At 43.2% G+C, this 15,650-nt stretch carries 13 protein-coding genes; all 13 read right to left on the reverse strand.

Going from position 1 to position 15,650, the window contains the following annotated elements; all coding sequences use genetic code 11:
- Nucleotides 1-46 precede the first annotated feature (46 nt).
- The 13 genes from tnpB to CZ367_RS12145 all read right to left on the reverse strand — a co-directional run bounded on the left by tnpB (nucleotide 47) and on the right by CZ367_RS12145 (nucleotide 15,058).
- Nucleotides 47-391, reverse strand: coding sequence for an IS66 family insertion sequence element accessory protein TnpB (gene tnpB, locus CZ367_RS12085; protein ID WP_077196700.1), 345 nt, complete (start codon nucleotides 389-391; stop codon nucleotides 47-49).
- A gap of 80 nt (nucleotides 392-471) precedes the next feature.
- On the reverse strand, nucleotides 472-981 hold the full coding sequence (locus tag CZ367_RS12090) for a hypothetical protein (RefSeq protein ID WP_077197455.1): 510 nt from the start codon (nucleotides 979-981) through the stop codon (nucleotides 472-474).
- A gap of 616 nt (nucleotides 982-1,597) precedes the next feature.
- The gene (locus tag CZ367_RS12095) at nucleotides 1,598-3,547 is read right to left on the reverse strand and encodes an NAD(+) synthase (protein WP_077197075.1); all 1,950 of its coding nucleotides are present in this window, start codon (nucleotides 3,545-3,547) and stop codon (nucleotides 1,598-1,600) included.
- A 13-nt stretch (nucleotides 3,548-3,560) separates the two neighbouring features.
- On the reverse strand, nucleotides 3,561-4,751 hold the full coding sequence (locus CZ367_RS12100; protein WP_077197076.1) for a DUF2027 domain-containing protein: 1,191 nt from the start codon (nucleotides 4,749-4,751) through the stop codon (nucleotides 3,561-3,563).
- A gap of 18 nt (nucleotides 4,752-4,769) precedes the next feature.
- A complete protein-coding gene (locus tag CZ367_RS12105; RefSeq protein WP_077197077.1) occupies nucleotides 4,770-6,041 on the reverse strand; it encodes an S-adenosylmethionine:tRNA ribosyltransferase-isomerase in 1,272 nt (423 codons plus the stop codon).
- Between the two features lie 17 nt (nucleotides 6,042-6,058).
- Entirely contained in the window at nucleotides 6,059-6,760 is a 702-nt protein-coding gene (locus tag CZ367_RS12110; RefSeq protein WP_077197078.1) for a phosphatase PAP2 family protein, read from the reverse strand.
- A 40-nt stretch (nucleotides 6,761-6,800) separates the two neighbouring features.
- On the reverse strand, nucleotides 6,801-9,380 hold the full coding sequence (locus tag CZ367_RS12115; RefSeq protein WP_077197079.1) for a BatD family protein: 2,580 nt from the start codon (nucleotides 9,378-9,380) through the stop codon (nucleotides 6,801-6,803).
- 7 nt (nucleotides 9,381-9,387) lie between these two features.
- Nucleotides 9,388-10,065 carry a tetratricopeptide repeat protein gene (locus CZ367_RS12120; RefSeq protein WP_077197080.1) on the reverse strand — a complete coding sequence of 226 codons (678 nt, stop codon included), beginning with the start codon at nucleotides 10,063-10,065 and terminating at the stop codon, nucleotides 9,388-9,390.
- Nucleotides 10,066-11,088 (reverse strand): VWA domain-containing protein, encoded by a 1,023-nt coding sequence (locus CZ367_RS12125; protein ID WP_077197081.1) that lies wholly within the window; start codon nucleotides 11,086-11,088, stop codon nucleotides 10,066-10,068.
- 46 nt (nucleotides 11,089-11,134) lie between these two features.
- On the reverse strand, nucleotides 11,135-12,103 hold the full coding sequence (locus CZ367_RS12130) for a vWA domain-containing protein (RefSeq protein WP_077197082.1): 969 nt from the start codon (nucleotides 12,101-12,103) through the stop codon (nucleotides 11,135-11,137).
- Nucleotides 12,104-12,114: 11 nt separating this feature from the next.
- Nucleotides 12,115-13,179 carry a BatD family protein gene (locus CZ367_RS12135; protein WP_077197083.1) on the reverse strand — a complete coding sequence of 355 codons (1,065 nt, stop codon included), beginning with the start codon at nucleotides 13,177-13,179 and terminating at the stop codon, nucleotides 12,115-12,117.
- On the reverse strand, nucleotides 13,179-14,048 hold the full coding sequence (locus CZ367_RS12140) for a DUF58 domain-containing protein (RefSeq protein WP_077197084.1): 870 nt from the start codon (nucleotides 14,046-14,048) through the stop codon (nucleotides 13,179-13,181). Before CZ367_RS12140 ends, CZ367_RS12135 begins: the two co-directional genes overlap by 1 nt.
- A gap of 14 nt (nucleotides 14,049-14,062) precedes the next feature.
- Nucleotides 14,063-15,058, reverse strand: a complete 996-nt coding sequence (locus CZ367_RS12145; RefSeq protein WP_077197085.1) for an AAA family ATPase — start codon at nucleotides 15,056-15,058, stop codon at nucleotides 14,063-14,065.
- Between the last annotated feature and the right edge of the window lie 592 nt (nucleotides 15,059-15,650).

Below are 15,650 nucleotides of genomic sequence, written 5' to 3' on the forward strand. Positions count from 1 at the left end.
ATACGATGTAAAATTACAAAAAATATCTGACACTGGCAAGAAAATACTAAGATTTATTGTATCTTTTTCTTCGGTAGCAATTAGGATTTATACCTTCAATATAGAGTACCAATTCGTCCCAGCGAAGTTCATAAAATCCAGCTCTCGCCCGTATGATTTTAGGACTTAGGCAACCCTGTGCCATCTGTTTATGATAGACGACAAAACCACAGCGTTCCCAGTGCAGCAATTTAATTCGGTTACGGGATCGATTGTAGAAAACGTAGACAACACCATCAGAAGGATTGAAGTCATTGCTGCGTACCAATTGGGACAGGCGAAGAATACCCTGACGCATGTCCACAGGAGTGCAACAAACCCGGAAAACATTTGTTTCGTTGAGTACAAACATAAGTTTTTCGGGCAAAGGTAGTAAAGCAAGAATGTTACACAAAGTCGGCTAATATTGGATGCTTACGTCGTATCAAATCTTTAGTACACTCGCACGTGATACAAGTTCCACCAAATCGTAATATCAACTCGCACAGTGGATTCTATCTTCCGAAAACACAAAACATTGGTTTTGTTAGGGGCATTGCTCATCAAGAACCCCATTCTACGCAAGTCGTCAGCTATTCGGCGATAATACTGCTTATCCCAAAATACAATTTCGGTTTCACCTTTATCAACGTCTATTATTGCCAAACTTGCAAAGTCGTTTTTGCGAAACAACTCATAAAGTGGTTGCGACGCTGCATTGTATTCCTCGTTAGGGTGAACGTGCCAAGCCCAAATATGGCGTGGGTCATCGTCCGAGATAAACTTTGCCGCACGAATACGACGCAGTCCATAACGTTTGAAAGGGGCTATGGCTGTGGTACGTCTCGACTTCTGCAACTGATATTGCAAAATATCTGCCGTAGGAATATGGGCGTAGTTTGCTATTTGAGCGTGAGAAAAAAGAGGAAAGAGAAGTAGAAGCTCCCTTAAAAGTCTCCCCAAGCCCTTCCATTGAAAGAACGACCTCCCCCAGCCCCTCCGTTGGAAGGGGAGCATATATTTGCTAAAGATTTGCTGAAAAATGTTCAAAATGAGTTGTTTGTAATTTTAAGTTATTGTGGGCGAGGGGCGTGTAGGGGCTCGATTTATCGAGTTCCGCTTAACAACTTGTGCTGAGCGGAACTCGACACGTGCTGATGAGCTTGCGAATAAATCGAGCCACTACGCTACCCCCACAAGCATTTGGAAATAATTCCCTTTAACGTCTCTAACTTCTTGATAAAAGGAACGAAGTTTAAGTTAATTGAGATGTATATAGGCTGGTTCTATAAATTACCACCGCATATAGTCATTAATTTTTTATGAAATACGTTTTGTTATCTTTTGGCTTCTTTTTATATAAAACAGGCTGCGCCTCAACCATTCAAACAAGTTTGATTGCATTCGACTTGCTCCGTTTTTGGTTCAAAATGTAAGTTCGTTCAGTCGTGTAGCTCGCTACACTCCTTCACGCTCTTGCATTTTGACCTCAAAAATAAGCTCAAAATCTAACAAAGCTAATTTATAGAACCAGCCTATAAGGAGTAGCCCAACGGAGGGGTTGGGGAAGGCTTTTTATTTACTCCAACCCCCAATCTACCGACACCGCATCAGACGGCATACGCCAATCGCCACGTGGTGAAAGGCTTACTGTACCCACCTTAGGACCATCGGGCAAACACGAACGCTTGAACTGCTGATTGAAGAAACGACGAGTAAAGGTGTTAAGCCAATGCTTGATAACCTCTTCCGAATACTTATCTTCAAAGGCATATTGGGCAAGATAGAGTATCTTTGCAGGTGAAAAACCGTGACGGAGGAAATAATATAGGAAGAAGTCGTGCAGCTCGTAAGGACCTACAAGGTCTTCGGTCTTTTGCTGTATTTCGCCCTCGGCAGTAGCAGGAGTAAGTTCTGGAGATATAGGTGTGTTGAGTACATCTAAGAGGCAACGACTTTCTTCAGCGTTATCTGTCGTTTCTGCCACGTAACGCACAAGATGCTTGATAAGCGTTTTGGGAACACCTGCATTCACGCCATACATACTCATGTGGTCGCCATTGTAAGTACACCAGCCAAGTGCCAATTCGCTAAGGTCACCCGTCCCAAGCACCATTCCACCATATTTATTACTCAAGTCCATCAGAATTTGCGTGCGTTCACGAGCCTGTGCGTTTTCGTAAGTTACATCGTGGCTGCCAATGCTGTGCTCTATATCCTTTAGGTGCTGTGTAACCGAAGCTGCAATATTGATTTCCATAGTGTTGATACCCAACTCTCGCATCAAACTAAGTGCATTGTTATAAGTGCGGTCGGTAGTACCAAAGCCAGGCATCGTTACACCAAGAATACCTTTGCGGTCTAACTTCAGTTTATCGAAAGTCTTGACACAAACAAGGAGTGCTAAGGTTGAATCGAGTCCGCCACTCACACCTATTACCACAGTTTTGCAATGGGTGTGCATCAAACGCTTAGCCAATCCACACACTTGAATATTGAATATCTCTTCGCAACGTTCAGCACGGCGAGTGTTGTCTGCCGGGAAGAAGGGGTGCGGATTAATCTTTCGGGTAAGGGTAAATGCCGTTTCAGGGTTGTTTAATGGCTGACACTTAATGATTTGTCGTGCTACAAGTTTCCCCGTAGTGGCATCGGTAGACATCTCCTTTTGCGCGATGGTAAAGGTAGTATTGGTGCGGCGTTCGGTGCGAAGTCGTTCCACATCCACTTCCGATACGATGAGTTGGTCGTCAAGGCTAAAGCGTTCAGCCTCAGCAATTAATGTTCCATTTTCGTAAACAAAGGCATTGCCACCATAAACCACATCTTGAGTACTCTCACCAAAGCCACAACTGCTGTACACGTATGCCGAAATGGTGCGTGCACTCTGTTGTGAAAGCAGTTGTTTAAGATAATTGTGCTTACCTATAAGTTCGTCGGTGGCAGAGAGATTGAAGATGATTTCAGCCCCCGAAAGTGCAAGTACATTGCTTGTAGGCGTGGGCGACCATACATCTTCGCATATCTCGATACCAAACTTAACTCCCTCTGCGGTCTGGAAAATCTGTGGCTCTGAAGTTACTTTAATGTGTTGTCCTGCAAAGTAAATCTCGGTAGGACTGAGGTCGCGAGCCGATGCGAACCATCGTTTTTCGTAAAACTCGCCATAGTTAGGGAGATAAGTTTTAGGCACGATGCCAAGAATTTTGCCTTGCTGAATAACAACCGCACAATTGAGCAAGAGTGACCCTGCACAGATTGGCGCACCCACTATGGCAATGATGTCCAACTGTCTTGTTAAGTCCATCAACATTAGTATGCTATGTTCAGCGTGGTCTAAAAGCACCTGTTGACGGAAGAGGTCTTGACAGGTGTAGCCCGTGATGCAGAGCTCGGGAAAGGTTATGATTTCTACTCCTTGCCCTTCAGCCACTACTATTTGCTTGGTAATGGCATCAAGGTTAAACTTCGTGTCTGCTACCTTTACGGCTGGGATTGCCGAAGCTACTTTTACGAATCCGTATTTCATCTTTGTTCTGTTTTTAGTTTGTAATCGTTACTTGAGTAGCACCATAGCCATATTCTTGGAAAGATGCGTCTTGATATTGATATTTCTTGTAACGATAGTTGAGTTCACGGAGGAGTGAGCGGCGCAAAGTGCCTTCGCCCTTGCCGTGAATGAAGATTATTTTTTGTCCTACCTTGGCTTTGTATTGCTCTAAGGTTGAACGGAATACATTCATTTGGTATTCTAAGATGTCGCCTGCGCTCATTCCCGCTGTGGTTTCAAGAAGTTCGTCAGCGTGAAGGTCTACAATGATTTTGTCGTTGCGAAGTATCTGCTTGGTGCGATGGCTCTTGCTTTGATTGTCCTCATAGCGATGTTCCAACGATTTGCGAGCAGGTGCTGTTGTTTCTTTAACCTCCTTGGTTTTGCTCGTTTGTAGCTTTTTAGGCAAATCGAGTTTCACTTCTATTTCCTCTTGCTCCACTTTGTCTTTCTCTGTGATAGGATACAACAAGGCTGGCGACTCGAAGAAGTCGTTCTCACGGAAGGTGTTGAGCTTGTAAAACTTGGTTGCATCTATCCGTATCTTGACATCTAAGGCAGGTTTAAGCTCAAATGGCTTATCCAATTTGTAGCCAAAGAGTTGGATAGCTGCATCTTGAAGGTTGTTGAGGTCAGTGTAAGCAAATTCCTCAATGTAGAGTTTGGTATTTGGCTCTATCTCTCCTACCGACTTACAGCTCCACTTGTCGCCTCCTTCTTTCACCATATATATATAATGGATGTAGAAATTGGAGTCGTTCACCATATATGATGAGAACTTTGTATTTGCCAATTCACGGATCGAATTAGGCACAAAGGCAAGGTAAGCAGCGAGTTTATCGCCTCCCTCACGCTCTTTGACAGGGGCAACAAAGTTGTCGGAAGGGTCGTAATCTATTTCTTCCAAGGCGTCCCAATCGGCATCAGTAGAGCCACCGTGGTCAGCTAAACGTGCTTTGATTGACTTTACTTCGCCTTCTTCTACCTCTTTTTGCTGTTGTTCAAGTTTTTTTATCTTGGCAGTGGTCATATCTTCATTGCCCACAAGCACCACTTCGGAGATGGGGGTTGGTATTTCAAAACCGTCTTCATCTTCTACCAAAACTATATTCTTACCTTGGAAGCCTGAGATTTTACCACCTCCAACTTCGCTTAAGAAACGTACTTTATCTCCTATTTTCATTGTCTTTACATTTAAAAATTAGGGTATCAGCAGGCTGCTGTCGCCATAGCTGAGAAATCTGAAATCGTGGCTAAGGGCATAATCGTATACCTTATGCCAGTCGCCATTGAGGAATGCACTCACGAGGAGTAAGAGTGTAGACTGTGGTTGATGGAAGTTTGTAACCAACATCTTCACAATCTTGTACTTAAACCCTGGTGCAATGATAATTTGTGTGCTGGAATGAAGGGCTTTTAAACCATCTTTTTCAAGATAGTTTAGTAGGTTTTGGATTGCCATTTCAGGCTTTATTATCTCTCCATTTACAATTACAAGTCCTTCATCGTTGTGTTCGTATTCGTATGGGTCCCATTGGTTTACGTGCAATTCGTCTTCCGTAGCATTGGGGTGGATAGCCAATTTAACGCCCATATAGTAAAGGCTTTCAAGCGTGCGCACACTGGTAGTACCCACAGCAATGGCTGTACAATTGTGTTTCAATAAGTTTTCAAGCGTATGACGCTGCACCACAACATACTCGGTGTGCATATTGTGTCCCTCTATCTCCTCGCTCTTAACAGGCTTGAACGTACCTGCACCCACGTGGAGGGTAAGTTCGTCACGCACAATGCCCGCTTCGTCAAGCGATTGCAACACCTTATCAGTAAAATGGAGTCCAGCTGTTGGAGCTGCTACCGAACCTTTTACCTTAGAATAAACGGTCTGATAAGTGGTTTTGTCGCTTTCTTCGGTGTTTCGGTTCAAATAAGGAGGGATAGGAAGTTCGCCCACAGCTTCCAAAATTTCAGCAAACGACACCTTCTCATTGTTCCAAGAGAAGTCTACCCAATGGTTTGTGCCGCCCACAGCTGCTTCTACTTTCGTGCGGTCTACACGTGCAGTAAGTGTGAGTTGCTTACCATTGATTTCAAAGTCGCGCTTTAGTTCTCCTTCTTTCCACTTTTTAAGGTTGCCTATCATACACAGCCACGAGCATTGCGCATTGGTTTGGAACATCAATTCGTAGTCGGTAGGAGCAGCAGGTTCCATCAAGAAGATTTCTATAAGTGCACCTGTTTCCTTGCGAAAGTGCATTCGTGCCTGTATCACCTTGGTATTGTTGAACACCATCAACGCATCCTTAGGCAGATAAGTTGGAAGATTGTAGAACACATCTTCACTCACTTCGCCTTGTTTGTACAACAATAGCTTGCTCTCATCACGCTTTGCAATAGGGAATTTAGCAATGCGTTCATCGGGCAAAGGATAGTTATAATCCGATATTTTTATATGTTTTGTTTCTATTGACATCGTTTTGTTTTCTTTGTTTATATACCTGCCATTAGCGTTCCACGGAACACACAATACAAACAGGTGAGTATGAATACCGTTACCACTACATCTATATCGGACAAACTATAGCCCGTAGAAGAATATTGTGTGGAAACGTATGATATTTTGGGAGTCATCTTTCGATAAATAACCATAAATCCAATGTAAATGAGCACTGCAATTAAACTTCCGACAAGCATACCCACAGCAACATCGAAAGGATAATGTACACCGAGATAAAGACGAGTCCAAGCCGTAAGCGAAGCCCAAAGGAAGAGCAAAGAAGTAAGCAATTTGCTGCGAACTAACAGGCTAAAGAACACTGCAACACAGAAACTATTGCAGGCGTGAGCTGAGAAAAAGCTGTATCCTTCTGCCGTATATCCATCTACTAAACTGACAAGATGAGCAAGAGAAGGTTCAACCGACGGACGCAAACGAGCTATGGTAGGTTTGATAAAGCCACCATTAAGACCATTGGAAGCCAACATACACAAACCTACTGCGCTGATAATAAGCAAGATTTGACTCCACTTTTCGTTGTTCTTAATCACCAAATACAGCAGGGATATATACAGCGGAATCCACGTAACACCCGATGTAAACACCAGCACTACGTGGTCTAAGAACATATTCTCACTCCCATTCAAGGTGAGGAGAAGTGCTTTATCAAATTCTAAAAGGTCGTTCAGACTCATTCAGTTCCTTTCATGTCTTTATATCTTTGTTCAAATTTCATTATATTTCCTCTATGGCTTTTACTGCTATCCAACCCGTTTTGCCATTGGGAGTTTTGATACCTCGCCACCCATCTATCGACCTATCGGTTATCTCTACTCGTGTTCCTTCGTGCAGCATCATAACGTTCTCGCCTTTAGCATCGGGTGTTGACTTGATTGCAACTATAGAAGAAACGATTACAGCTCCATTATGATTTTGCTGACTGCCCTTTTGTGCAGCTGCAAAATAGGTTGAAGCTATGAAAATCAACCCAAAGAAGAGGGCTGAAAAGAAACCTAACTTGCGTACACCCACATTGGTTGACACGAAATAAAGCAATGCAAAGGCTAAAGCAAAGAAGAGTGCACCAAGGCTAATAGCTGCCCAAGCATCACAGCTGATAAAGTAAACCAAATTCTTAAACCAACTTACAAAGAACATTTCCGACTCGTTGCCAAGATTGTCAATGGTCTTTGATTGTGCCAACTGCAAATTGAAACGAATATCGGCATCACTTGGAGCAAGTTTTAAGGCTCGTTCGTATGCTATAACGGCTTGCGTTATGCTATTATTGCGATAGTACGCATTGCCGAGATTGTAATACAAGTCAGCCGTTGCATCTTCCTTTATTAAGGCTTCGTAATCTTTTATAGCTTGCAAATAATCGCCTTTTTCGTATGCTTTCGCTGCATCTTTCACAGTTACGGCATCGGCTTTCTGCGGAGCAAATATTCCTGCCACAACCATAAGAAGGATAAGTGTTGCCGACTTTATAGCATTATTTCCCATTCGTTTATTGCTTTTTAGTTCACGCACCGATTGTTCTATCTCTGTTATGGCTGCCACTGCCACTTCAAACGTTGCCGACATATTGCCTCTCTCATCTCCAGGGGCATAACGTTGAAATTCGCACTCGTCCAATGCGCTGATAAATTTATCGATAGCTGTATTTGCAACTCCCATCTTTAAGAAATTATCTTTTATATTATCACGAGAGAGTTGTTCGGCAGGAATATTCAATTTATCGCTTGCATAACCCCACAATGCACGGAGAATTTCGTCATAGAAATCCGCGCCCTTACGCATTTCCATAAATACTTTCGATTTATGTAAGCGGTTTATAGCCACACGTTCGGCATTCTTTCCTTTCAATCCAGCAATGTCGCCACGTATATTGGCACGCTTGCGGAGAACGGTCAATCCTGTTGCAAAAAGACCTACTAAAAACAGCAGAATACCCCAATAGCTTAACGAACCATAGAAATGATTGCCCGAAAGTGCTTTCTTTTCGTTGGTTTTAAGTCCGTGAATATCTTGATTGGCATTACCTGCGAGTGTTGCAACCTCTTCTGTTGTGCCGTCTCCCTTCTCCACATTAATCTTAAAAGGAGTGGTTTGCACAGTTTTATAACTATTGCTTGCTGTATCAAAATAAACCAATTTCACAGGAGGAATGGTGTAACTGCCTTTCTTGCGAGGAACGACAAGGAAGTCGTAAACCATATTTCCCTCAACCCCATTTGTTGTTAAACGTGTCTTATCAGAAACTTTTGGGTCATATTTATCGAACCCTTCAGGGAACTGAACCACAGGTTGTTTCATCAACTTTAAGTTTCCTATTCCTCCAACGACAATACGCAAGTTCAGCGGGTCGCCCTCTTTCAATTCAGCCTTATCTATTTGAGCCGTAATATTCAGACGTCCCACACCACCAGAGAAGTTGTCTGGCTTAGCTGGCAAGGGCAATACATCTATCGTAATGCCATCAGCTACAATGTTTTTCTCAATATCTGTTGCCCCATCAGACATAAATGCAAAGGGGTCGAAATCGTCCACATCAGGACGAATAACTCCACGGAACGTTACCGCAGGAACGTGTATCTTTCCCGTTACTTGAGGATAAAGCACATACTCGCTCCACGTAGTACAACGATAAGTGCGACCGCCTATTCGCTCAGTATGGAATGTTTTTTGCTGTGGGAGCTTTATTTCTTGCGTGTGGCAGCCTTTCAAGTCGGGCATCTTTCCTACCAATTGCATCAAATTTACATTGGTATATACCTTGTAAGTAAGCAATACAGGTTCTTGTTCGTGAACTCTTGTTTTGTTGGCTGTAACTTTGATAAACAAATCCTTCGAGCCCACATTGCGTGTTTCAGGTCGTGTAACTGTAACATCTTGACGACCACCACTTGCACTTGCAGCTCGATTGACATTCGCATTGCCCGAAGCCAACAACTTTACAGGTGTAGAAGCTATGGTCTGTCCATTTACAGAGATACGAGCTGGAGGAATACTAAAGCTACCCTTCTTAGTTGCAACAAAAACGTATGTAAATGTTTCAGACGAAGAACTGCTCATGTGCCCATTTACCACCTGAAAATTCTTTTGCGAAGCATAGTAAGGACCTGCTAAGACTTCAATTCCACGAGGCAGATTGCCCAATTTCAGTCCGTCCACATTATCGGAATAGACCGTGTATTCCACCTGAAACTCCTCGCCTACAGCCACTTGTCGTGGGGCAAAGACCCTCACGTGCTGTGCCTGAACGAGTGTTGGCAGAATGATTGTAAGTAATAAGTAGATATATCGTTTCATAATGCTTTTACCAATTCTTCACGTTTGTTTTGCTTAACGGCTGCTTCATATACTTCTTCAACCGTTGTTGTGTTGCTTTTTCTTCCTGCATAGCAGCATTCAAGAGTTGTTCGGCATTGTCTTTGCTCATATTATCCTCTTTGGGTTGCTGTGGCTTTTGCTTGTTTTTCTTATTTTGTTGGGGCTTGTTCTGCTCCTTTTTCTTTTGTTTATCCTTATTGTTGCTATTGCTTTGCTGCTGTTGTTGCTGCTGTTGATTTTTGTTTTGCTTCATACACATCGTAAGATTGTAACGTGCGTTGGCGTGTTTAGGATTACAACGCAAAGCATTTTTGTATGCTTCAATGGCTTTCCCATAATCTTTTTGTGCCTGAAGAATAGTTCCCATATTATGATAGGCACTTGCACGGCGCATCTTGTTTTCTTCGCCTTTTGCTGCTTTCGTGTATTGTTCTATTGCAGCCGAATCCTTCTTCTGTGCCTGTAATGCGCAACCTAAATTGTAAGCTGCAATTGCGTTTTTACCATTTGCAAAAAGAGCTTTCTTAAAACATACTTCGGCTTGCGCATAATCTTTCTTCCCGAAATAGGCATTGCCTCGTCGGACAAGTTCACGGTCGGTTTGTGCACACAGGCTCAATACCGCCATCACGAACAATAACAATATGTATATTCTCTTTGCCATTTACTTCTTTGTGAATAAGTTCACCTTTTTGGTTAATGGGTTTTTACGCTCCATCAGCATAACCTCTACAACCAATAGGAACAAAACAATAAGCGCAACAGCAGGGTATTGCTCATCGTAGTCGCTATACACAACGCCCGCAATCTCACCTTTCTGCAGCTTGTTCAATTGGTTGTCCAATTGTGTTTCGGCTGCTGTTGTATTGTCTACGTGGATATATGTGCCTTGACCTGCCGATGCTATCTTGCGACACATCTCCTCGTTGAGTTTTGTCATCACCGTGTTTCCTGCTTCATCTTTCAGATAACTGCCGTCTTCCATTGGGATAGGTGCACCCGAAGTTGACCCTATTCCAAGTATAAACACATTGATGCCCAACTTGCGTGCCTTCTCTGCTGCCTTCTCTGCTCCACCCTCGTGATTTTCGCCATCGGTAATGATGATAATAGCCTTACCAAAGTGGGTATTCTTAGAGAAACTTGCAGTACTCAATTCTATTGCTCCACCAATATCAGTACCTTGACTTCCAATAAGCGAAGGGTCGATATTGTTGAGAAACATCTTAGCCGAAACAAAATCTGCCGTCATAGGCAACTGCACAAAAGCATCGCCTGCAAAGACCACCAAACCTACTTTGTCGTTTGTGAAACGATTGACAAGATTTTCCACCAACATCTTACTGCGGTCCAAGCGTGAAGGACTTACATCTTCAGCCAACATAGAGTTGCTGATGTCCATTGCTATAATCGCCTCAATGCCTTCACGTTTCTCGTTAGAAATCTTTGTTCCTATCTGTGGGCGAGCCACCATTATGATGATGAGCGCCAAGATAAGTTCCATCAAATAGAACTTCACCAAAGGTCGATACTTCGATACATTGGGCGACAACTTGCGCAAAAGTTCCACATCGCCCAAACGTTTCATACGCTTACTACGCTTGTACGACCATATATGGTACATCGCTGCCAATATAGGAATGAGCAGCAAGAGCCATAAATATGTAGGATTTGCAAATCTAAACATCGTTTCTTCTTATTTCGTTTCCAATAGTTTTGGCATCGTACCAACATTATGGTATTCTGCGCAACACTATGGTTCTAAAGATAATCTCTGCCGCAAAGAGCAACAACGCCAACACCGCAAAAGGCAAATAAGCCTCGTAACGCTTAGCATAACTTGATGCACTGAGCTTAGATTTCTCCAATTTGTCAATATCTTTGTATATCTGTGAGAGCTCGGAACGGCTTTCAGCACGATAGAACGCTGCATCGGTCATTGCCGAAATATTCTGCAATGTCTTGTAATCAATGTCGGCAACTACCTGTCCTTGAGCATTTTCTGCCCCTACACCTAAACCGATGGTATAAACACGTATGCCAAACTTCTTTGCTATTTCGGCTGCAGTAAGTGGCGAAATATCGCCTACGTTGTTGCTACCGTCTGTAAGCAGTATCACAACCTTGCTTTTTCCCTTGGCATCTTTCAGTCGGCTCACCGCATTTGCCAAACCCATACCTATGGCAGTTCCATCTTGTATGATACCATTCACAGACAAGTCGGCACGGATATGGCGCAACAAGTTCAGCAACGTTGCTTGGTCAGTGGTCATTGGACACTGCGTAAAGGCTTCACCTGCAAAGATAGTAAGACCAATATTGTCGGTAGGGCGAGCAGCGATAAACTCGCTTGCCACGTCCTTTGCCACTTCTATTCTGTTGGGCTGCACATCGTTGGAGAGCATACTTGCCGACACGTCCACAGCCAGCATAATATTGATACCTTCCACTTCTTCATTGCCCATCGGATTGATAGTTTGCGGACGGGCAAGGATTATCACCACAAGGGCAAACACCGCACAGCGCAACAGCATAGGCAGATGTATCAAGCGCATACGCCAGCTCTTTGGTGCATTGGCAAAGGCGTATGTGTCGCTCATCTTCAATGTAGGCTCGCTCTTGCGCTTATAAAGGAAGTACCATATTATATAAGGTAAGAGGAGAAATAGGAGTAGTAAGTATTCTTTGTTTGCAAATTCCATTTTCGTCCTCCTTATCCTATCAACATCATTACACCTCGCACCACATACACAAGGAGTGCCATAGCCACCACTACAACCATAATCATAGCAAGGCGAAGCCAACGTTTTATGCGTTTACTACGTCTTTCTGCTTCGGCAATGGCTTCCGCTTCGTCCTCCACTTGTGGAACATAGGTGGTCTTTGTTTCTTCTATATACGCCACAACGTTGGTCAACGAGTAAGTGCGCTCATCGTCGGGCGTAGAGTATTTGGCAAACTTTACCAAGTCGGCAGTGCGGAATACGTGTTCCAATTCTAAGAGTTTTGCTTGGTCACGCTCACTTCTTAATCGGTCTACAATCTCCGAAGAGGTCATCTCCATAGCGTTGATGCCAAAGCGATCGGCAAGATACTGACGAAGAATATCGGTCAATGCCGTGTAATATGCCTTTTGGTCGTCTACCCCTTCATTGTTCTCTGCCTTCACCTTATTTATAGCTTGCAAAGCCTTTTCGTGAGGCAATAGTGGGTGTTGGTTCTTGCGTGGACGCACCAAGAGCCGCTTGCTCTTCAAGCGAAGATAGATGAAAAACGCCAATACGAGCAAGCCTACAACCGTCACACTCAACCAAAAATAAGGCAACCATTCGTTCAAATCGAAGGGCAACTTCTGTACATCATCGGCAGGACGTGCCAAAACTGTGGCAGTAGTGTCCACATCTACGGCTTTCACATCGAAGGCTAAACGATTGGTAGTATAGGTTTTTCCATCCACACTTACAGCCTGTGCAGGCAATTCATAATTGCGAGCCTCCCAAGCGGTGAGCGTATGCGAGAATGTTATCACCTTTTCGCCTTTCACATCGGTAGTATCAATGTGTTGTTCCATCAGTTCCACATTGTTAGGTACGTGGGTAGAGTCTGCAAAAAGTGCATAACTTACCTTGCTATGCTTAGGTGCTGTTACCACAACATTCCAATGCAAAGGTTCGCCTATGAGGATTTTTGGCACATCGAGCCTTGCTTCAACCTTTACTTGAGCTGAAGCCATCGCCGCTGTGAGCGATAAGAATAGGATGTATAAAAGCCTTTTCATTAATTTCTCTGTGCAAATAATGCCATTAGTTTCTTCACATAATCTTCGTTAGTTGCCACCGATATGCAGTCTACATTGCTACGTGAAAAGATGTTATGCAAGCGGTCTTGCTGTTCTATCCAGTAGGCTTTGTGCGCCATACGCAGTTTTTTGCTACTTGTATCAATGAGCATTTCGTGTCCTGTTTCGGCATCTTCCACATTGATAAGTCCCACATCGGGCAACTCTTTTGCACGTGGGTCGTACACCTGAACAGCTATCACATCGTGCTTTCGATTGGCAATGGTAAGCTCGTTTTGGAAATCGGAGCGCACATAGAAGTCGCTTAGAATAAACGATGTACAACGGCGTTTCACCACACGGGTAAGAAACTCTATTGGCACCTTCATATCTGTGCGCTTGCTTTCGGCCTTAAAATTGAGCATTTCGCTAATGATATAGAGAATGTGTTTGCGACCTTTCTTAGGTGGGATATACTTCTCTATATGGTCCGAAAAGAAGATTACACCTATCTTGTCGTTGTTCTGAATAGCCGAGAAAGCCAAGGTTGCTGCTATTTCGGTAGCAAGGTCGCGCTTCATCTGCTTGGTAGTACCAAAGTCTAACGACCCACTCACATCAATGAGCAACATTACGGTGAGTTCTCTTTCCTCCTCAAATACCTTAACAAAAGGGTGATGAAAACGTGCCGTAACGTTCCACTCTATATCTCTTACATCGTCGCCATACTGATACTCGCGCACTTCAGAGAATGCCATTCCTCTACCCTTGAAGGCGGAATGGTATTGTCCTGCAAAGATGTTTTGACTAAGACTGCGGGTCTTAATCTCTATCTTGCGTACTTTTTTTAGAATATCAGTTGTGTTCATTCGTTGAGCCTTGCTTATGGAACTTGTACCTTATTGATAATTTCGCTGATAATGCCTTCGGTAGTTACGTTGCTTGCTTCAGCCTCGTAAGATAGTCCGATGCGGTGACGCAACACATCGTATGCCACAGCGCGCACATCTTCGGGTACCACATAGCCACGGCGACGAATGAAAGCATAGGCACGGCTTGCCTTGGCAAGATTGATGCTTGCACGAGGACTGCCACCGAAAGTAATCATTTGGCTCAACTCGCCCAAGCCATAACGTTCGGGATAACGTGTAGCAAAGACGATGTCGGCAATGTATTGCTCTATCTTTTCATCTATATAAACCTCGTTCACCACTCGTCGAGCTTCCAAAATGTCGTTGGCTGTAATGAGTGGTCGCACCTCCGGCATACGCTCACGAAGGTTTTCACGGATAACGAGTTTTTCCTCCTCAAGTGTTGGATAGTCGATTATCACTTTCAGCATAAAGCGGTCTACCTGTGCTTCGGGCAACATATAGGTTCCTTCTTGCTCGATAGGGTTCTGAGTTGCCATCACCATAAAAGGTGTAGGGAGCGAGAAGCTCTCATCGCCAATAGTAACTTGATGTTCCTGCATAGCTTCCAAAAGCGCACTCTGAACCTTAGCAGGCGCACGGTTGATTTCGTCAGCCAAAACAAAGTTAGCAAATACAGGACCTTTCTTTACGTGAAAGCGTTCGTCTTTCTGCGAGTAGATTTGTGTGCCCACTACATCGGCAGGCAACAAGTCGGGGGTAAACTGTATGCGGCTATATTGCGAATCAATAAGTTGCGACAGCGTTTTAATAGCCAATGTTTTCGCCAAACCCGGTACACCTTCCAAAAGAATGTGACCATTACTAAGCAAACCGATAAGAAGAGAGTCTATCAAATGGCGTTGCCCAACAATAACGTTGTGCATACCATCGACGAGATTGGAAACAAATGCGCTCTTCTGCTCAATTCTTATATTTAGTTCGCGAATATCTATAGCTTCTGCCATAAGTATTTAATATTTATATTGTCAATTTTTAATATCACGCAAAATTAATACTTTTATCAGTTATAGAATAGTCTTTGTATCTAAATAATATTAAAAAGGTTTCCGAAAACTTATAAATTAGGAACTTTTAAGGTCTGTATAATAATTGGTAACATTTAGAACAGAGGCAAAAAGGGCATAAACCAAAGGGGAAAGTACAAATAAAGTATTAATTTGCCTTATTTGAAGTGTTCTTTTTGCGATGTATGGTTTTCCATTTTACCAAATTATCTATCTGTAATGTTAAAACAAACTGCCATATTTCTCGTATTTACGTTCAACAGTGGCTTTGTACAAAAAGGTGGGATAAATAGGTGTGCAACTGCAACTTACTGACAAACAGAGCAAAACCATATTGACTAACAATAGTGTGCAAAAACACAATGCCCTACAATCGTAAATATAGAACTACAAAACAGAAATGATGGATAAAAAAGAGACGATTTATCGGTGTTTAGGAGGGCTAAAAGTAAACTTTGAGAAACTGAAAGTTCAACTTTGGCAAGGCTAAACATATATGTATGACCTCCCCAAAGTTGAACTTTGACAAACG

The organism is Prevotella ihumii, from assembly GCF_900155655.1.
GTDB lineage: Bacteria > Bacteroidota > Bacteroidia > Bacteroidales > Bacteroidaceae > Prevotella > Prevotella ihumii.